At 68.6% G+C, this 18877-nt stretch carries 17 protein-coding genes; 9 read left to right on the top strand and 8 right to left on the bottom strand.

What is annotated here, in order from left to right; genetic code table 11:
* Nucleotides 1–3: 3 nt before the first annotated feature.
* Entirely contained in the window at nt 4–921 is a 918-nt protein-coding gene (locus WKW77_RS11605; protein ID WP_340356985.1) for a polysaccharide deacetylase family protein, read from the top strand.
* Here WKW77_RS11605 and WKW77_RS11600 read toward each other — a convergent pair whose 3' ends face one another.
* Nucleotides 922–2217, bottom strand: a complete 1296-nt coding sequence (locus WKW77_RS11600; protein ID WP_340356984.1) for an O-antigen ligase family protein — start codon at nt 2215–2217, stop codon at nt 922–924.
* 93 nt (nt 2218–2310) lie between these two features.
* Here WKW77_RS11600 and WKW77_RS11595 point away from each other — a divergent pair, with 93 nt between their 5' ends.
* The gene (locus WKW77_RS11595) at nt 2311–2565 is read left to right on the top strand and encodes an acyl-CoA-binding protein (RefSeq protein ID WP_340356983.1); all 255 of its coding nucleotides are present in this window, start codon (nt 2311–2313) and stop codon (nt 2563–2565) included.
* Nucleotides 2566–2586: 21 nt separating this feature from the next.
* Here the strand turns inward: WKW77_RS11595 and WKW77_RS11590 are convergent, their stop codons facing one another.
* The 3 genes from WKW77_RS11590 to WKW77_RS11580 are packed head-to-tail and all read right to left on the bottom strand — an operon-like array spanning nt 2587 to nt 6093.
* Entirely contained in the window at nt 2587–2901 is a 315-nt protein-coding gene (locus WKW77_RS11590) for a polyhydroxyalkanoic acid system family protein (RefSeq protein ID WP_340356982.1), read from the bottom strand.
* A complete protein-coding gene (locus tag WKW77_RS11585) occupies nt 2894–4051 on the bottom strand; it encodes an aminopeptidase (protein ID WP_340356981.1) in 1158 nt (385 codons plus the stop codon). Before WKW77_RS11585 ends, WKW77_RS11590 begins: the two co-directional genes overlap by 8 nt.
* Complete coding sequence (locus WKW77_RS11580; protein WP_340357159.1) at nt 4048–6093, bottom strand: molybdopterin-containing oxidoreductase family protein; 2046 nt, start codon at nt 6091–6093, stop codon at nt 4048–4050. Before WKW77_RS11580 ends, WKW77_RS11585 begins: the two co-directional genes overlap by 4 nt.
* A gap of 75 nt (nt 6094–6168) precedes the next feature.
* On the opposite strand from WKW77_RS11580, the gene WKW77_RS11575 reads away from it, so the two are divergent.
* Nucleotides 6169–7290: an ABC transporter substrate-binding protein gene (locus WKW77_RS11575; protein ID WP_340356980.1), complete on the top strand. Its 1122-nt coding sequence runs from the start codon at nt 6169–6171 to the stop codon at nt 7288–7290.
* 15 nt (nt 7291–7305) lie between these two features.
* On the opposite strand, the gene WKW77_RS11570 is transcribed toward WKW77_RS11575, so the two are convergent.
* Both WKW77_RS11570 and argE read right to left on the bottom strand, forming a co-directional pair.
* Entirely contained in the window at nt 7306–8529 is a 1224-nt protein-coding gene (locus tag WKW77_RS11570) for a DUF445 domain-containing protein (RefSeq protein ID WP_340356979.1), read from the bottom strand.
* A 13-nt stretch (nt 8530–8542) separates the two neighbouring features.
* Nucleotides 8543–9751 carry an acetylornithine deacetylase gene (argE, locus tag WKW77_RS11565; RefSeq protein ID WP_340356978.1) on the bottom strand — a complete coding sequence of 403 codons (1209 nt, stop codon included), beginning with the start codon at nt 9749–9751 and terminating at the stop codon, nt 8543–8545.
* Nucleotides 9752–9835: 84 nt separating this feature from the next.
* On the opposite strand from argE, the gene WKW77_RS11560 reads away from it, so the two are divergent.
* On the top strand, nt 9836–11050 hold the full coding sequence (locus WKW77_RS11560) for a M20 aminoacylase family protein (protein WP_340356977.1): 1215 nt from the start codon (nt 9836–9838) through the stop codon (nt 11048–11050).
* On the top strand, nt 11047–12147 hold the full coding sequence (locus WKW77_RS11555) for a M14 family metallopeptidase (protein ID WP_340356976.1): 1101 nt from the start codon (nt 11047–11049) through the stop codon (nt 12145–12147). Before WKW77_RS11560 ends, WKW77_RS11555 begins: the two co-directional genes overlap by 4 nt.
* Before the next feature lie 65 nt (nt 12148–12212).
* Here WKW77_RS11555 and WKW77_RS11550 read toward each other — a convergent pair whose 3' ends face one another.
* Complete coding sequence (locus WKW77_RS11550; protein WP_340356975.1) at nt 12213–12986, bottom strand: type III pantothenate kinase; 774 nt, start codon at nt 12984–12986, stop codon at nt 12213–12215.
* A 125-nt stretch (nt 12987–13111) separates the two neighbouring features.
* On the opposite strand from WKW77_RS11550, the gene lysM reads away from it, so the two are divergent.
* Nucleotides 13112–13579, top strand: a complete 468-nt coding sequence (lysM, locus tag WKW77_RS11545) for a peptidoglycan-binding protein LysM (RefSeq protein ID WP_340356974.1) — start codon at nt 13112–13114, stop codon at nt 13577–13579.
* On the opposite strand, the gene WKW77_RS11540 is transcribed toward lysM, so the two are convergent.
* The gene (locus WKW77_RS11540; protein ID WP_340357158.1) at nt 13576–14010 is read right to left on the bottom strand and encodes a rhodanese-like domain-containing protein; all 435 of its coding nucleotides are present in this window, start codon (nt 14008–14010) and stop codon (nt 13576–13578) included. The genes lysM and WKW77_RS11540 overlap by 4 nt on opposite strands.
* A 192-nt stretch (nt 14011–14202) precedes the next feature.
* Between WKW77_RS11540 and WKW77_RS11535 the strand changes: the two genes are divergently transcribed.
* From WKW77_RS11535 to gorA, 3 genes are all read left to right on the top strand, one after another.
* Nucleotides 14203–15165 (top strand): extracellular catalytic domain type 1 short-chain-length polyhydroxyalkanoate depolymerase, encoded by a 963-nt coding sequence (locus WKW77_RS11535; RefSeq protein ID WP_340356973.1) that lies wholly within the window; start codon nt 14203–14205, stop codon nt 15163–15165.
* A gap of 148 nt (nt 15166–15313) precedes the next feature.
* Nucleotides 15314–17452: a DUF6600 domain-containing protein gene (locus WKW77_RS11530; RefSeq protein ID WP_340356972.1), complete on the top strand. Its 2139-nt coding sequence runs from the start codon at nt 15314–15316 to the stop codon at nt 17450–17452.
* Nucleotides 17453–17511: 59 nt separating this feature from the next.
* Nucleotides 17512–18867, top strand: coding sequence for a glutathione-disulfide reductase (gene gorA, locus WKW77_RS11525; RefSeq protein ID WP_340356971.1), 1356 nt, complete (start codon nt 17512–17514; stop codon nt 18865–18867).
* The last annotated feature ends 10 nt before the right edge of the window (nt 18868–18877 follow it).

Genomic DNA, 18877 nt, shown 5'->3' with positions numbered 1-18877 from the left:
GCGATGCCGCGCATCGCACTGAAGGTCGACGTCGACACCCTGCGCGGCACCCGCGAGGGTGTCCCCCCGCTGGTGAAGCTGCTCGCCGACAAGGACGCCGGCGCCAGCTTCCTCTTCAGCCTCGGCCCCGACCACACCGGGCGCGCGATCGCGCGGGTGTTCCGGCCCGGCTTTCTCAGCAAGGTCTCTCGCACCTCGGTGGTCGAGCACTACGGCCTGAAGACGCTGATGTATGGCGTGCTCCTGCCCGGCCCCGACATCGGCCGTCGCGAGGCCGCGGTGCTGCGCAGCGTTCGCGACCAAGGCTTCGAGGTCGGTGTGCATTGCTGGGATCACATCCTCTGGCAGGACCACCTCCTGCGGCACGACGAGCGTTGGGCGCTGCGTGAAATGCGCCGCGCCACCGACCGTCACGCCGAGATCTTCGGCACGCCGCCGCGGCTGCACGGTGCGGCCGGCTGGCAGTTCAACGCGGCTGCCGCGCGGGCCGAGGCCGTGCTCGGCATCACCTACGCATCGGACACACGCGGCACCCATCCCTTCGTGCCCGTGGACGACCAAGGCACGGTGCTCGGCCCCGCGCAGTACCCGACCACGCTGCCGACGCTGGACGAACTCATCGGCATCGACGGCATCACCGCCGACAACGTGCACACGCACCTGCTGGCGCTGACCGAAGGCGCGACGCAGGACCACGTCTACACGCTCCATGCCGAACTCGAAGGCATGAAGCTGCTGCCGGTGTTCCGGCGGCTCATCGACGGCTGGCGCGCGCAGGGCCATTCGCTGGTCGACCTGGGCGAGCTGCGCGACAGCGCGCCCGCCACGACGCTGCCGCGCCATCGCCTCGAGCTCGGTACGGTGCCGGGCCGATCCGGCCTGCTCGCCGTGCAGGGCGCACTCCAGTCCGCAGCTGCCTGACTACCCGCGCAGCAGCGCACCCCACTTGCCCGGGGGCACCCCGACCCACGGGTTGCCGGGCGCGCGCACGAGGTGCAGGTAAAGGAACGCGATCCACGGCAGGCTCAGCCCGATCGCCGCATCGCGCATCGCCGAGTTGACGCAGGTCGCCACGAGCAGGATCAGCATTGCCACGAAGGCCAGGCGGCCGGTGATGTCGCGCCGGCGCCAGGCGATGACGAGCGCGGTGACGAACAGCGAGACGAGGATCAGCAGGCCCGGCACGCCGGTCTCCGCGCCCAGCCACAGGAAATCGTTGTGCGGCATGCTGTAGTCGTACAGCAGCTTCGGCCCGCGCCGGTGCCACTCGGGCGTCCAGCTTCCGAGCCCCAACCCGGCGAGCGGCGCGTCGAGCATCATCCCGATCGTCTCGCGGTACATGTGAAAGCGCACCACCCAGCTGCCCTCCGAGACCGCACCGGCCTGCGCCGCCTCGAGTTCGTGAATGCCGAGGGTGAACTTCTCCTGCACCGAAGGCGCCTGCCAGACCAGCCCGGCCGCCACCATCGCGCCGACGCACAGCGCCACCGCCAGCACCCGCAGACGGCCGCGCCACTGGTGCACGCAGGCGGCGAAGACCGCCAGCAGCAGCGCCAGGAGCGAGGTGCGGTTGGGCAAGGTCACCGTCACGATCGCCGCCATCACGACGGTCACGGCGAACGCCGGACCCGCCCAGTGCCAACGGTCGCGGGTGTCGTTGAGATGCGCGAGCCCCCAGACCGCGGCGGAGGACCCGATCACGGCGAACAGCAGCGCGTCGTTGATCGACTTGTTGCCCTTCATCACGAGCACGTTGTGCCAGATCGGCAGAAGCGGCAGCCCCACCGTGTGCCCGAGCACGATCACCACCACCGCGAACGCCGCCGCGAGCAGGAAGCCGCGCAGCGCCCACACCGTCTCCTCGACCGACAGCAGGAGCGTGAGCGAGAGCGTCACCGCGATGCGCGCGTCGTGCCAGAGGCTCAGGCCGGTCTCGGGATGGTGCGGCCGCAGCGCCAGCACCACGAGCACCCACGCCGCGAACGCGAGGATCGGCCAGCGCAGCGGATCGCCCTGCCAGCGCGCCGCGCGCTCGCGAAAGCCACCGGCCGTCAGCAGCGCCAGAATCAGCAACCCCGCCGCAACGTAGTTGAGCCCGACCGGCATGAAGACCACGCAGCCCCACAGCAGCGCGGCGGCCTGCACGAATCGCGCCCGCGGTGCGGTGGCGGCCAGTGCGCGCTCGATGTCAGGGGAAGGGGCTTGCGCTCTCGTCATGAATGAACCTTTTGTCCGCGCGGACTATGGCACCGCACGATATTTGAACGTTGTCGTCACTTAAGATGACGTCTTTTCGCCAACCCAGCCGAAATGTCCGATCTCAACGCCCTCTTCGAAGCCGCCCAGGCGAATTCCAAACTGCTCGCCGAGCGACCCGACAATCCGACGCTGCTCAAGATCTACGGCCTCTTCAAGCAGGCGACCGCAGGCGACAACACCGAGAAGAAACCCAGCTTCAGCGACATCGTCGCGCGCGCCAAGTGGGACGCCTGGACCTCGCGCAAGGGCCTGAGTGCCGACGAGGCGAAGCAGCAATACATCGACCTGATCGAATCGCTGCGCTGAAGTGCCTTGGGGCGGCGGGTCTCAGGCATCGTCCGCCGCCGGCGCCGCCGCGCCAAGCAGCTTGTCGAGGCTTGCCGCGAGGCGCTGCTGGATCTCGCCACTGAAGTTCGCAAACAGCATGCCGAGCGTCGCTTCGAGCCGGAAGGTGTCGGCACTGACCTCGACGCTGCCGTCGACACCGGCGCGGCCGAATCGGGCCGTATCGCGCGCCTCGCCTTCGTCGTAGGTGCAGGCCATTCCGAAATCCTGCTCGACTTTCTGCATGAGCTTGCGCGCGACGGCGCGCGCGCCGGGCAGGCCCAGCTGATGGTGGCGCTCGATCTGGATGTCAGGCACCTCGATCTCCGTTGTTGTTGTCACGCTTGCAGCAAGGCGACTGGGTTTGCATGAGTTCGTCCGGCTGGGCCGCCGGCCTGCGCAGCGCCTGATCGCGACCCGCCTTGGGCTGCGCCGCCAGGTCCTTGACCGCGGCGTAGAAGCGAGGCCAGCTCTCGCCTTCGCGCTCGAACAGCGCTTCGAAGCCCGGAACGAGGTCGTCGTAGGCCGCCTGCGCGCCGAAGGCCGCATTGTTGGCGCGCGCCACCCAGGCGTCGTAGGCGCCCTGGCGCGGTCCGGTCCACGTCGCGCGCAGTGCCGCATAACGGCGGCGGAATTCGTCCATCGCGGCAGCCTTCCTGGCATCGACCGCCTTCCAGTCCTGCGCCTTGGCCTCGTCGGAGGCATAGAGCTCCTGCAGCGCGCGGCGCGTGTCCGCCGCCAGTGCGCGGAACTGCTGCCGGCGCGCATCGAACTGAGCGTATTCGAGCCGCGCGGCTTCGCTCGCCTGCGTCTTCAGCCAGCGTGCGCCGCCGATGCGCTCGACCGCCGTGGCGAAGGACTCGTTGAACATGGTGTCGCCCTGCACGTACAGCACCTGGTGCGCAAGCTCGTGGAACACGATGCGCGCGAGCTCGCCTTCGGGGTAGCCGATGAAAGTCGAGAGCAGCGGATCGCCGCCGGCCCAGTTCATCCAGCCGAGGGTCGAATAGGCCGGCACGGGATAGACCGCGACCTCCAGGCCGTGCGCCGTCAGCTCCGCGGCCTCTGCACGAGCGGCGGCTTCGTCGTAGTAGCCGCGATAGCCCACGCAGCCCGCGACCGGAAAGCACCAGGTCTTGAGCGTGAGCGAATGCGGCGGCGCCGCGACCACGTTCCAGAGCGCGGCGGGCCGGTGCAGGTCGGCATAGGCCTTGTAGCTCGCGTTGTCCGGCAGGCCGAGTTCAGCCACCGCATAGCGGCGGATGCGCTGCGCGAGTTCGAGCTTGGCCTTGAGCGCCTCGGGCGCGGACGGGTCTTCGAGCCACTCGGGCACCGGACGCGCGGCGCGCATCAGGTCCATGTGGCCGCTGGCCGATTGCCAGTAGTAGCGGATGTCCGCGCAGCCCGCGAGCAAGGCGACCCCGGCCAGGGCCGCGCCCACCGCGATCGCCCAGCGCGCGCGCTTCATGTCGGCACCGCTGTGTCGGCGACGGACTCCACTTCGACCAGGCAGTCGTAGAAGGTCGGTCCGCGTCCGATGTCCGTCAGCCGCTGGCTGGTGAGCTGGTTGACGTTGGTGCCGTCCAGACCGAGCTTGCGCCACCAGATGCCGAGGCCATGCACGACGCCCGGCCGTGCACGGCGCGAGACTTCGGCGCGGACGCGGTATTCGCCGCGCTGGTTGAAGACACGCACCGTCGCGCCGTCGGCAATGCCGCGTGCGCTGGCGTCCGCCTCGTTGATTTCAAGCAGCGGCTCGCCTTCGATCGATCGCAGGCTGCGCACGTTGACGAAGCTCGAATTCAGGAAGTTGCGCGCCGGCGGCGAGATCATCGCGAGCGGGAATTCGCTGGAACTGCCTTTCGCTTCGTAGTTGGGCACATGATCCGGCACGCCGTCCTGCCCCATCGCTGCGAGCCGCGCACTGAAGAATTCGCAGCGGCCCGAAGGTGTCGGGAAGTGGCCTTCCGCGTACGGCGCGTCCGGCAGCTTGAGCGTGGCGAAGCCGTTCGCCTCCAGTTCGCCGAAGTCGACAGCGTCCGCGGGGAAGGCCGCGCGACACAGGGTTTCGTCGTCATCGGAAAAGCACGGCTCGTCGAAGCCCATGCGCCGGGCCAGTTCGCGGAAGACCCAGGTGTTGCTGCGCGCCTCGCCGCGCGGCGCCACCGCCGGGCGGTTCAGCACCACGTCGGTGTGGCCGTAGCTGAAATGGATGTCCCAGTGCTCGAGCTGCGTGGTGGCGGGCAGCACGTAGTCGGCGTAGTCGGCGGTGTCGGTCTGGAACTGCTCCAGCACCACGGTGAAGAGGTCTTCCCGCGCGAAACCCGCCACCACCTTGCCCGACTCCGGCGCGACCGCCACCGGATTGCTGTTGTAGACGATCACCGCCTCGACCGGGTTCGCCGTATCGAGCAGCGCATCGCCGATGGTGCTCATGTTGATGGTTCGCGGCTTGCGGCCGGCCAGCAGGTCGGGCCGCTGCAAGGCCGCGCGATCCACCGGGAAGAGCCCCGAGCTGCTGAGCAGCAGTCCGCCCGCGCGGTCGCGCCATGCGCCGACCAGCGCCGGCAGGCAGGCCACCGCGCGCGCCGCATTGCCGCCGCCGCGCACGCGCTGCATGCCGTAGTTGAGGCGGATCGCGGCCGGCTTCGTGGTGCCGTAGGCGCGTGCCAGCGAGACGATCTGTGCCTCCGGCACGCCGCAGACCTCGGCCGCGCGCGACGGCGGCCATTGCAGCGCACGTTCGCGCAGTTGCGCCCAGCCGAGGGTGTAGCGCTCGATGTAGTCGTGATCGAGCCAGTCGTTCACGATCAGCTCGTGCATCAAAGCCAGCGCCAGCGCGCCATCAGTGCCCGGCAGCAGCGCCACATGCTCGTCGCACTTGTCGGCGGTTTCGGTCTTGCGAGGATCGATGCACACGAGCCGCGCCCCGGCGCGCTTGGCCGCCTGTGCGTGCCGCCAGAAATGCAGATTGCTCGCGATCGAGTTGCTGCCCCAGATCAGGATCAGCTTGGATTCCGCGAAGAACTCCGTCCGCATGCCCACCTTGCCGCCCAAAGTAAAACCTAAGGCCTCACCGCCAGCGGTGGAGCAGATCGTCCGGTCCAGGAGCGACGCACCGAGCTTGTGGAAAAAGCGACGGTCCACCGACTCCCCCTGCACAAGACCCATGGTGCCCGCGTAACTGTAGGGCACAATCTTTTCCGGATTGTTACTTCTGAGCACATTCAGGCGCGCGGCGATGTCATCCAGGGCGGCGTCCCAACTCACCGGCTCGAAGCGGCCGCTGCCCTTCGGACCGGTTCGCTTCAGGGGCTGGACGAGGCGTTCGGGATGGTCGTTGCGCTCGATGTAGCGGGAAACCTTGGTGCAGAGAACGCCGGCGGTGTGCCGATGCGCCTCGTTGCCCTGCAGCTTGACGGCGAGGCCGTCCTGCACGGTGGTGACGAGCGCGCAGGTGTCGGGGCAGTCGTGCGGACAGGCGCCGAGGACTCGGGTTTGGGAAGACATGGGAATCAGGCCGAGACAGCAATAACCGGTCGAGTCTAAGTTGTGCGCCCGGAAAGCGCGCGGAGGGGTTTTCAAATGCTGAGTCGCAGACAGTTTTCGATCGCCACCGGCGCCGCGGCGCTCGCCGGCTTCCAGTTCGCCCGGGCACAGAGCGAAGCGCCGCTGGTGCTCGGCCAGTCCGCACCGTTCACCGGGCCGGCGGCGCAGCTCGGCATCCAGTTCTACGAAGGGGCAAAGCTCTTTCTCGACCAGTACAACGCCCAGGCCGGTCGCCGTGTGGTCATCAAGTTCCTCGACGACGGCTACGAGCCCGACCGCTGCGCGGAAAACACGAAGAAGCTGATCGACGAGGACGTCTTCGCGCTGTTCGGCTACATCGGCACGCCCACGAGCCTCGCGGCGCTGCCGCAGGCGGTGAATGCCAAGGTGCCATTCATCGCGCCCTTCACCGGCGCCATGTCGCTGCGCGAGCCCTTCCAGCGCAACGTGTTCCACCTGCGCGCCTCGTACAACGACGAGACCGCGGTGATCGTCAGGCAGCTCACGAACCTCGGCCTCAAGAAGATCGCGGTCTTCTATCAGAACGATGCCTACGGCAAGGCGGGCCTCGACGGCGTGACGCTCGCGCTGTCGCAGCTCGACCTGAAGCCGGTCGCGCTCGCCACGGTCGAGCGCAACTCGGTCACCGTGTCGGCGGCGGTCAAGACCATCGTTGCCGCGCAGCCGGATGCGGTGGTGCAGGTGAGCGCCTACAAGTCGTGCGCGGCCTTCATCCGCGAGGCGCGCAAGGCGGGCTACGGCGGCACCTTCTTCAACGTGTCCTTCGTCGGCACGCAGGCGCTGGCGGACGAGCTCGGCAAGGAGGGCGCCGGCGTGGTCGTCACGCAGGTCGTGCCCTCGCCCTACAACGCGGCGAACGGCATCACGCGCGAGTTCAACGACGCCGTGCGCAAGGGCAACAGCGCGACGAAGGCGAACTTCTCGAGCGTCGAGGGCTTCCTCGCCGCGAGGGTGCTGGTCGAAGGACTGCGGCGTTCGACCGGCAAGCCCTCGCGCGAAGGGCTGATCGCCGGACTCGAAAGCATCGAGCGCCAGCAGTTCGCCGGATTCGACGTGTCGTTCTCGCCGAAGAACCATGTGGCGTCGAAATTCGTCGAGCTCTCGATGATCACGGCGGACGGAAAAATCAGGACCTGACCATCGGTCCCGCGCTCAGCTCTTCAGGAGCTGGGTCGCGGTGTGGATCCCCAGGCCCACCAGCCCGCCCACCAGCGTGCCGTTCACGCGGATGAACTGCAGGTCGCGGCCAATGTTGCGCTCCAGCTCGACGGTCATCTCGTCGGCATTCCATTCGGACACGCGCTCCACGATGTAGCGGCGGATGTCCTCGCGGTAGCGTTCGATCGCGCGCGGGGCGGCATCCATGATCTGCTCGTTGATCCAGCGGCGCATCGCTTCGTCGGCGCGGAGTCGTGCGCCGAGCGTGCCGGCCATGGCGACGATGCGCTGCCGGATGCTGGAGTCGTCCTTCGCGAGATCGGTGTGCAGCCACGCGAGCAGTTCGCTCCACAGGCCGTGCAGGTAGTCGCCCAGCGCGGGATGCGCCAGGAGCTCCTCGCGGATCGCCTCGCCACGGCGCCGGAAGTCCGGATCGTTCCTGAGCCGCTCGACGAAGCCCGTCATGAACTGGTCGAAGCGCAGCCGCAGCGGATGCGCCGGGTCCGAGGCCAGCTCGCCGATGGTGCGCGCGACCGCGTCGACGATCTTGCGGGTCGCCACCCGCGCCGCCACCTGGTCCAGCCCCACGTAGCGCAGCGCCTTGATCTCGCGGGCGATGGCTTCGGTGATGCGCTCCTGCACTTCGTCGCCCTCGACGACATGCGCGACCTGCGCCAGGACGTCGTCGAGCAGCGCCTGGTGGCGGCCGCCCGCCGTCAAGGCGTCCAGCGCCTGTCCGGCGAGACGCGACATGTCGACCTGCGCGAGCCCGGCCGACGCCATGCGACCGAGGAAGTCGCGCACCCGGGCATCGTCGAAAGCGGTGAGCCCGTAGCGCGCGGCGGCCACGAGGTGCTCGCCGAGCTTCTCCGCGCGATCCGGCCGCGAGAGCCAGTCCGCGAGCCGCGCGGACGGATCGAATTCCCCGAGCTTCGCGAGCACCTGCGGCGTGCTCAGGAAGTTGTTGCAGATGAAGCCCGCGAGCTTCGCGCCGATGCGGTCCTTGTTGGCCGGGATGATCGCGGTGTGCGGAATCGGAAGGCCCAGCGGATGGCGGAACAGCGCCACCACCGCGAACCAGTCCGCGATCGCGCCCACCATGGCCGCCTCCGCGAAGGCGGCGACATAGCCCCAGGCCGGGTGCCTGGCTTCGAGCATCGTAGCGACCGCATAGAGCAGCGCGGCGGCGCAGAGCAGGCCGAGGGCGATCCGCTTCATGGTGCCGGAGGACTCAGCGGATCTCCTTCGTGGCGGCCAGGCCGCGCAGGAAGTCCTCGCAGCGCGCGAGTTGTTCGAGCGTCACGTACTCGTCCGGCTGGTGTGCCTGCGTGATGCTCCCGGGGCCGCAGACCACCGTCGGGATGCCCGCGTTCTTGAAGATGCCCGCTTCGGTCCCGAAGCCGACGAGCGTGGTGCGCGGTTCGCCCGCCAGCCGCTGAGCGAGACGCGTGACCGCGTCGTGGGCCGAGCCGAGGAAGCTCGGCACTTCGCAGATCGGCTCGAAGCGGAAGCCCGCATCGGGCGCGACCTTCTTCATCGCCACCTCGGCGCGCTGGGCGTAGGCAACGACTTCCTTCTGCATCTTCGCCACGTCGCTGGTCGGCAGGTTGCGAAACTCGTAGCGGAACTCGGCATCCCGCGGCACCACGTTGTCCGCGATACCGCCGTGGAACTGGCCCACGCTCGCGGTGCTGAAGGGCACGTCGAAGCCCTCGTAGCGCGGCTCGTCGCGCTCGAAGCCGTCGGCCATGTCGCGCAGCTTGCCGATCACGCGCGCCGCCATCTCGATCGCATTGACCGACTGCGGGGTGAGCGAGGAATGCGCCTCCTTGCCGCGCACGCAGCACTTGAAGCGATAGACGCCCTTGTGCGCGATCGCCGGGACCATCATCGTCGGCTCGCCGACGATGCAGGCCAGCGGCTTGATGCCCTGGTCCTTCATGTCGGCGATCAGCTCGCGCACGCCGAAACAGCCGACTTCTTCGTCGTAGCTGAAGGCAAAGTGCACCGCGAAGGGCGACTCGCTCTCGATGAAGCGCTCGGCATTGGCGAGCGCCACCGCGATGAAGCTCTTCATGTCGGCCGACCCGCGCCCGTAGAGCCGCGGCTCATCGATGACGCGCTCGGCATCCGCGTCGGTCTGCGGCCAGTCCTGCACGATGGCCGAGAGTGGGTCCACGCTCCACGCCTGGCCGTCCCACGGCACCGTGTCGGTGTGGCCCGAGAGGATCACGCCCGCCTTCTTGCCCGCGCCAAGCGTGGCGAAGAGATTGGCCTTGGTCTTGTCGGCGTTGTAGGTGAGGCGGCTGCGGACGCCCAGGCCCGCGAGGTGATCGCGCACGAAATCGACGAGCTCCAGGTTGCTGTGGTTGCTCACGGTGTTCATGCGCACGAGCGTCTGCGCGAGTTCGAGGCTACGGGTGGAAAGCACATGCGACATAAGGGCATTGTCCGGGAAAGTCCCGGAATGTCTGGCAGGGCACGATCTTTGCGGGCGTCGACGGCAAAGCCTAGACTCCCAACCATGAAACTTCTCGACTCCCTCGTCGCGCAGGCGCCTGGCATGGCCGCGGTGCGGCGCGATCTGCACGCCCACCCCGAACTCTGCTTTCAGGAGGTCCGCACCGCCGACGTCGTCGCGGCCAAGCTGACCGAATGGGGCATCCCCATCCACCGGGGTCTGGGCACCACCGGGGTGGTGGGCATCGTGAAGAACGGCACGAGCGAGCGCGCGGTCGGCCTGCGCGCGGACATGGATGCGCTGCCGGTCACCGAGCTCAACACCTTCGCGCACGCGAGCAAGCACCACGGCAAGATGCACGCCTGCGGCCACGACGGCCACACCACGATGCTGCTCGCCGCTGCGCAGCATCTCGCGAAGCACCGCAACTTCGACGGCACCGTCTACCTGATCTTCCAGCCGGCCGAGGAAGGCGGCGGCGGCGCGCGCGAGATGATCAAGGAGGGGCTCTTCGAGCAGTTCCCCATGGAGGCCGTCTTCGGAATGCACAACTGGCCCGGCATGAAGGCCGGCCAGTTCGCGGTGAGCCCCGGGCCGGTGATGGCATCGAGCAACCAGTTCCACATCGTCGTGCGCGGCAAGGGCGGCCATGCAGCGCTGCCGCACACCAGCATCGACCCGGTGCCGATCGCCTGCGAGATGGTGCAGGCCTTCCAGACCATCCTCACGCGAAACATGAAGCCGGTGGACGCGGGCGTGATCTCGGTGACGATGTTCCATGCCGGCGAAGCGCCGACCGTGACGCCGAACGACGCCGAGCTGCGCGGCACGGTGCGCACCTTCACGATCGAGGTGCTCGACCTCATCGAATCGCGCATGAAGCAGATCGCCGAGAACATTTGCGCGGCCCACGGCGCGCAGGTGGATTTCGAGTTCGTCCGCACCTATCCGCCGACGATCAACACGCCGGCCGAAGCCGACTTCGCGCGGCGCGTGATGTCCGGTATCGTCGGCGCCGAGAACGTGCTGGTCCAGGAACCCGCGATGACCGCCGAGGACTTCTCCTTCATGCTGCAGGCCAAGCCCGGCGCCTACGCCTTCATCGGGAACGGCGACGGCATGCACCGCGACATGCACCACGGCGCCGGCCCCTGCACGCTGCACAACGCGAGCTACGACTTCAACGACAACCTCATCCCGCTCGGCGCCACCATGTGGGTGCAACTGGCGGAGCAGTTCCTCAATACGCCCAGGGCATCGGAAGGAAAGGCAGCATGATCGGCATCGGCGAAGCCTTCTCTTCGCGCTACTTCCTCGCGCGGCAGAAGTTCCTGCAGGCCTGCGCGAGTGCGGGGCTCGCGGTGCGATCGCATGTGCATCCGCTGAAGGGCCGCGACGGAGAAGAACTCGCGATGGACGTGGCGCTCGACGGTAATCCGAATGCCGAGCACATGCTGCTCGTGACCAGCGGCTGCCACGGCGTCGAGGGCCATTGCGGCAGCGGCGTGCAGGTCTTCGCGCTGCACGACGACGAATGGCGCGAGAAGGCACGCTCCCAGGGGGTGGCGGTGCTCTACATCCACGCGCTCAACCCGCATGGCTTCTCGCATGGACGGCGGGTGACCAACGAGAACGTCGACCTCAACCGCAACTTCTTCGACTTCGAGCAGCCGTTGCCGGTGAACGAAGCCTATGCGAGCCTGCATCCGCTGCTGCTGCCCGACACCTGGCCGCCGACCGACGAGAACAACGCGGCGATCGCGGCCTGGATCGCGCAGAACGGCGCCCAGGCGTACCAGGCGGCGGTCACGCGCGGGCAATACCAGTTCGAGGACGGCATGTTCTTCGGCGGCATCGCGCCGACCTGGAGCAACAAGACCTTCCGCGACGTGCTGCGCACGCACGGCCAGCGCGCACGCCGCCTCGCATGGATCGACATCCACACCGGCCTCGGGCCCAACGGCATCGGCGAACGCATCTTCGCGTGTCGGGACGACAAGCAGGCCTTCGCGCGCGCCGATGCGTGGTGGGGTTCGCCGGGCACGCCGGTGACCTCGATCTACGACGGCTCGTCCGCTTCCGCCTTCCTCACGGGGCTCAACTGGAGCGCGATCTACGAAGAGTGCCCGAAGGCCGAATACACCGGCATGGCGCTCGAATTCGGCACGCAGCCGCTGCTGGAAGTGATGGCCGCATTGCGCGGCGACCACTGGCTGCACAACCATCCGGAGGCGCCGGAAGAACTCGCGAACCCGATCCGCGGCGCGATGCTCTCGGCCTTCTACACCGACACCGACGCCTGGCGCGGCCAGATCGTCAGCCAGGCCCGGCAGTCGATGTTCCAGGCGATAGACGGATTGACCGCAAACGCCTGAAACGCGAGATGCGGGAGCTCCCCCGGAACGGCTCCGCCGGGCCGGAAGGCTGGGGGTGGGCCTTGTCAGCCGGGGAGCATCCGTTCTTCCGCGATCACGAGCAGCCCATCCATGATGAGGCTGTCGACCAGTTCGAACTCGCCGTTCATGCTCGGGGCCATCTTCCACCCCGCGCCGCCGGTCATGTAGCAGGCCGGCTCCGCGTGGCAGTGCGCGCGGACGTGCTGCACCATGCGGTCGACCGCGCCCGCGATCGCATAGGTGCCGCCGCTGGTGAGCGCATCGCTCGTATTGGTCGGGAACTCGCGCACCTCGCCCGTAGGCACATGCAGCCCGGCGGTGCCCGATTCGAGCGCGCGCAGCATGATCCCGTGGCCCGGAAGGATCAGGCCGCCGAGGAACTTTCCGTTCGCATCGACCGCTTCGACCGTCACCGCGGTGCCGATCATCACCACCACCATCGGCCGCACCGGGCCTTGCGACAGCATGCGATGCCGCGCGCCGATCATCGCGACCCAGCGATCGGCGCCCAGGCGCGTCGGATGGTCGTAGCCGTTGACGATGCCGGCTTCCGCCGCGCTCGACACCACCCAGCGCGGCGAACAGTCGAAGCGCTCGACCACCTGCTCTTCGGCGCGTCGTCGCACCGCGTCACCGGCAACCACGCAGCCGAGCATCGACGCGGGTGCTTCGATTTCGGCCCACGGCCCTTCGGCCAGGCGCTCGATGTGGTCCAGGAACTCCGCGCCGTGGGCCAGCAGACCGGCGCCGGGTCGCGCCGCGTCATAGAGTGACCACTTGAGACGGGTGTTGCCGATGTCGATCGCAAGGAATGCCATGCGCGGCATTATTGCCTGCGCGTCGGGTTTACGGCCGCTTGCACATCCGGCGCCGGCCTACGTCGCACTGCCTTGCACCACCGTTAAAGTGCCCGTTTTCACCACTGCAGCCGAAGGAGCGCACCATGGGTTTGCTGAGTTTCATCAAGGAAGCAGGAGAAAAGCTGTTCGGCGGTTCGTCGGCGCAGGCGGCCACCCCGACGCCGGATGCTGAGCAGGCCGCGGCCGCGGCGATCAAGACCTACATCGAGTCCCAGAATCTCGGGCTCACGAATCTCGCGGTGACCTATGCGGCTGCGAACGGCGTCGTGACGCTGTCGGGCGATGCACCTTCGCAGGAAGCGAGCGAGAAGGCCTCGCTCGCCGCGGGCAACGTGGCGAACGTCACGCAGGTCGACAACAAGCTCGCCGCACCGGCCGCAGAGCCGGCGCAATACCACGACGTGGTGAAGGGCGACACGCTCTCGGCCATCTCGAAGAAGTACTACGGCGACGCCAACAAGTACAACGCGATCTTCGAGGCCAACAAGCCCATGCTGACGCACCCGGACAAGATCTACCCGGGCCAGAAGCTACGCATCCCGAAGCTCTAGTTCTGCTTCCAGGGGAGGCCGCGAAGGCGCCAGCCTCCTTTGCGGCCGCGCTGGCCTTGCTCGTCGGGATCGCCTTCGAAGCCTTCGAGAATGTTGTAGGCCTCGATGCCGAGTTCGGTCGCGCGCCTGGCGGCGGCGATCGAGCGGACGCCGCTGCGGCACAGCATCAACGCCTTCTTGCCTGCCGGCACCGACACGCGCACGCCTTCGTCGAAGCCACTGTTGAGCGCCATGCCGGGCCACTGCTTCCATGCCAGGCCGACGGCGCCGGGCACATAGCCGACCCACTCGCGCTCCGCGTCGGTACGCACATCGACGAGCACGCCCTCGCCGCTGTCGATCCACTGCGCGGCCTGCTCGGGCGTCACGTCGCCGGCATAGCCTGTGGCGGGCTTGACGCCGAATCGCTCGGCGGCGGGTGCATGGGCCATTGGCGTGTTCGATTCCGGCTTGGTCATCTTGATGCGTTCCTTTGAATCCTCGAGGGGTACTGACGCGACTGCAGTCGCTCGGCCTGGATTTTCACCGGTTCACGAAGACCCCTGCGGTCGCAAATGTTCGCCTACAAGAACGCAGGATTCGCGCGTCCAGTTCGTGCAATGCAATCCCGCTAGCATGGGGCGGTGAATTCGTTTCTCGACCGACTGGTGCACGGTGCGCGCCACCTTGCCGAACGGGCGCTTCGCGGCTTGGGCCTGTCGCGGGCGCCGGACGTCGCGCACGAAGCCGCAGGCGACGAATGGGCCGACGGCCTCTTCGCGCACCAGCATCGCTCGCTCGCCTTCAAGCTCTTCGTGCCGCAGCGGAATACGGGCCGGCGTCGACCGCTCGTGCTCATGCTGCACGGCTGCAACCAGAACCCGGACGACTTCGCGGCCGGCACGCAGATGAACCGGCTTGCGCATGCGCACGGCTTTCTGGTGCTCTACCCGGCGCAGACGCGGCACGCCAACGCGCATCGCTGCTGGAACTGGTTCAAGCCCCAGCACCAGCAGCGCGATCGCGGCGAGCCGGCACTGCTCGCGGCGCTCACCCGATTCGTGATGTCGCAGCACGACGTCGATCCGGCGCGCGTCTACGTGGCGGGTCTTTCGGCGGGTGGCGCGATGGCCGACATCCTCGGGCGCGCGTACCCGGATATCTTCGCCGCGGTCGGCATCCATTCCGGCGTGCCGGCGGGGGCTGCGAGCGATATCGCATCGGCCCTGGGGGCGATGAAGGCCGGACGCGTCGGCGCGGGCCCGCGCCCCCGGATGCCGACGATCGTGTTCCATGGCGATGCCGATCAAGTCGTCCATCCACGCAACGGCGAGCACGTGGTCGCCGCCGCGCTGGCGGGGCATGGCGGCGAATCGAGCGCCGGCGCTTCGCGCACGCAGTCCTTCAACGGCCGCGACGTGACGCGCCGCACCTATCCCGACGCGCGCGGCCGTGCGGCCGTCGAGCACTGGCTGCTGCACGACGGCGGCCATGCATGGGCCGGCGGAAGTCCGGAAGGCTCGTTCACCGATCCGGCGGGACCCGACGCGAGCGCCGAGATGCTGCGCTTCTTCCTGGACCACCCGCGCAGCGCCAATACGGTCTGAAACGCTGCGGCTCAGCCCACGCGCGGGCGCGCACTGGGCTTACATACGGTTTCGTCCTACGCGAGATATTCATCTTGGTTTGCAGTGCAGACGACAGCGCCGGGCGGCCCTGGCGCGTTGAGCACCCAGATCCCAAGGGAGCGCCACCATGAATCCTCGCAGTCTCCTCCCCAAACGCAGCGCAGCCGGCTGGCTGCTGGGGCTTCTCATGCTCTTCGTCGGCCTGAACGCCGCAGCGCAGCAGGACCCGCCGGGCCGTGTGGGTCGAATCAACTTCCAGCAAGGCACCGTGAGCGTGTCGCCGGCAGGCGACGACAACTGGTACCAGGCGGACCCGAACCGCCCCCTCATTGCCGGCGACCGCGTGTGGACCGATCGCAACTCGCGCGCCGAGATCTATGTCGGATCGACCGCGGTCCGGCTCGATGAGCAGACCGCCATCACCCTGTCCGAACTCGACGACCAGACCCTTCGCGTCACCGCCACCCAGGGCGACGTGCAGATGCGCGTGCGCGACGAACTGGCCGGCCAGCGCATCGAGATCGACACCGCCAACCTCGCGACCATCATCGAACGGCCCGGCGACTTGCGCCTCGACTCCGACCCGGTCGCCGGAACGACCCGCGTGGCCGTCGCGGCCGGTGGCGTCACGCTGTTCGGAGAGAACGGCGAATCGATGCGGCTGGACGCGCACCAGCAGCTGACGGTGTCCGGCCGCAATCTCGCCCAGGACACTGGCGCGCCGCCGCGCGGTGCGAGCGACTTCGATCGCTGGGTCGCGGAGCGGGATCGCCTCGACGATCAATCCACATCGGCGCGCTATGTGTCGCGCGACATGCTCGGCTACCAGCAGCTCGACGCCTACGGCGACTGGCAGAGCGACCCGACCTATGGCCAGGTCTGGTATCCACGGGACGTGGATGCGGGCTGGGCGCCGTACCAGTACGGGCAGTGGGTCGACATCGCCCCCTGGGGCTGGACCTGGATCGACGCGGCGCCGTGGGGTTTCGCGCCCATGCACTACGGCCGCTGGGCGCGCATCGGGCCGCGCTGGGGCTGGGTCCCGGGCCGTCCGCATACCCGGCCGGTGTATGCGCCTGCGCTGGTGGGATTCGTCGGCGGCGGCATCGCCGGTGGCCAACTCGCGATCAGCGGCGGCCGGCAGGGTGTGGGCTGGTTCCCGCTCGCACCGGGCGAAGCCTGGCGGCCGGGATATCGGGCGAGCCAACGCTATATCGACGCCGCCAACCACGCAGCGCTCGGCCCGCGCATGCCATCGACGCACGTCGCCTTCGCCAACCGGCAGTTGCCGGGCGCGACGACGATCGTGCCGGTGGATGCATTCGGGCGCGCCCCGGTGGGGCGACGCGACTTCGTTCAAATCCCGCATGACCGGCTGGCGGGCGTCCCCGTCGGCATGGGCGCGCCGATTCCACCGCACGGTGGCAGCGACCGGTCGCCAGGTGGCCGATTCGGCTTCGGCCGGCCGGCAGCACCTCCGCCGGCGGCGATCCAGGCAGCGCAGCAGCAGCAGTTCCAACAGGCCTTGCAGATCCAGCAGGCACAGCAGCATCAGCGACAGCAGACGGAGATGCAGCAGCGCGCCACGGCGCAAGCCATGCAGGCCCAAACGCAGCAGATGCAGCAGGCCCAGCGGCAGATGCTCGAAGCGCAGCAGCGCGCCGCCGCGCAGGCGGTGCAGGCACAACAGCACCAGCAAGCGCAACAGGCGCAGCAGATCCAGCAGGCACAGCGCGCGCAGGCGGAAGCCCAGCAACGCGCCGCGGCGCAGGCCTTGCAGGGGCAACGCCAGCAGCAGGAGGCGCAGCAACGCGCGGCCGCACAGGCCATGCAAGCTCAACAGGCACAGCAAGCGCAACAGGTTCAGCAGGCGCAACGAGCGCAGGCGGAGGCACAGGAGCGCGCCGCCGCGCAAGCCATGCAGGCGCAACGCCAGCAGCAGGAAGCGCAGCAACGGGCCGCCGCGCAGGCGCAGCAGGTCCAGCAAGCACAGCGTGCGCAGGCAGAGGCCCAGCAGCGCGCAGCCGCTCAAGCCATGCAGGCGCAGCAAGCGCAGCAGATGCAGATGCAGCGCCAGCAGATGGAGATGCAGCAGCGCGCGGCCCAGGCCCAAGCCCAGCAGATGCAGCAGCAACAGCAGGCCGCCATGCGCGCCCAGCAGCAGCAGCAGGCGCAGCAGCAACAGGCGATGCGCCAGGCGCAGGAAGCGCGGCCGCGCGGCCCGGGCCGTCCGGGCCAGGATCAGGGTCAGCCGGACCGGCCCTGAAGATCCGCGCATCGGGGCGTGCCGGGGCGGGCTAAAGTCCCGCCACCAAGGAGTTCCCGATGCGCACCTTCGACTTCGACCTTTTCGTGATCGGCGGCGGCAGCGGCGGCGTGCGCGCGGCGCGCATGGCCGCGCAGCGCGGCGCCCGCGTGGCGCTCGCCGAATGCGCCGAGCTCGGCGGCACCTGCGTCAACGTGGGCTGCATTCCCAAGAAGCTCTACAGCTACGCAGCCGGCTATGCCGAATCCTTCGAGGAAGCGGCAGGCTACGGCTGGCGCGTGGGCGAAACGCGCTTCGACTGGGCCCGCCTGAAGGCCAATCGCGCGCAGGAGATCCAGCGGCTCAACGGCGTCTATCGCAGCCTGCTCGAAGGCGCAGGCGTGACGTTGATCCAGGCCTGGGCGCAGCTCGCGGACGCACACACGGTGCAGGCGGGCGAGCGGCGATGCACCGCGAAGCACGTGCTGGTCGCGACCGGCGGCATGCCCTTCGTCCCCGATCTGCCGGGACGCGAACACGTGCTGGTGTCCGACGCGATGTTCGACCTCGACCCCTTCCCGAAACGGCTCGTGGTCGTCGGCGGCGGCTACATCGCGTGCGAGTTCGCCTCGATCTTCAACGGCCTCGGCGCCAAGGTCACGCAGGTGCAGCGCGGCGCGCACCTGCTCAACGGCTTCGACGAGGACGTGCGCGATTTCCTCGGGCGCGAGATGCTGCGCAGCGGCATCGACATCCACTACAACAGCGAAGTGACGATGGTCAACCGCCTCGATGGCGGCCTGTGCGCCCTGCTCTCGCGCGGCCAGCGGGTGGAAGCCGACGCCATCCTGTTCGCGACCGGCCGCGTGCCAAACACGCAGGGCCTGGGCCTCGAAGCGGCGGGCGTGACGCTCGACCAGCGCGGCAGCGTGGTCGTCGATGCGCACTACCGCACCTCGGTGCCCTCGGTCTTCGCGGTGGGCGATGTGTCCACCCGGCAGCAGCTCACGCCGGTGGCGCTGGCCGAGGGCATGGTGGTGGTGGACACCCTCTTCGGCCGGGGCAAGCGACGGCTCGACTACGAGTTCACCCCGACCGCCGTGTTCACGCACCCCAACGTCGGCACCTGCGGCTACACGGAGGCCGGCGCGCGGATGAAGTTCGGCGAGGTCACGATCTTTTCCAGCGAATTCCGCGCGCTGCGGCACACGATTTCGGGAAGCAAGGAGCGCACCTTCATGAAGCTGATCGTCGATACCGCGAGCGACCGCGTGGTCGGCCTGCACATGGTCGGCCCCGATGCCGGCGAGGTGGTGCAGGGCTTCGCGGTCGCGATTCGCGCGGGCGCCACCAAGGCGATGTTCGACAGCACCATCGGCATCCACCCGACAGTCGCCGAAGAATTCGTAACGATGCGCGAACCGATGCCCGGCTGACTGACATCGG

It is taken from the genome of Variovorax ureilyticus, assembly GCF_037889935.1.
Classification (GTDB): Bacteria; Pseudomonadota; Gammaproteobacteria; order Burkholderiales; family Burkholderiaceae_C; genus Variovorax; species Variovorax ureilyticus.
This window is presented reverse-complemented; position numbering and strand designations above follow the sequence as displayed.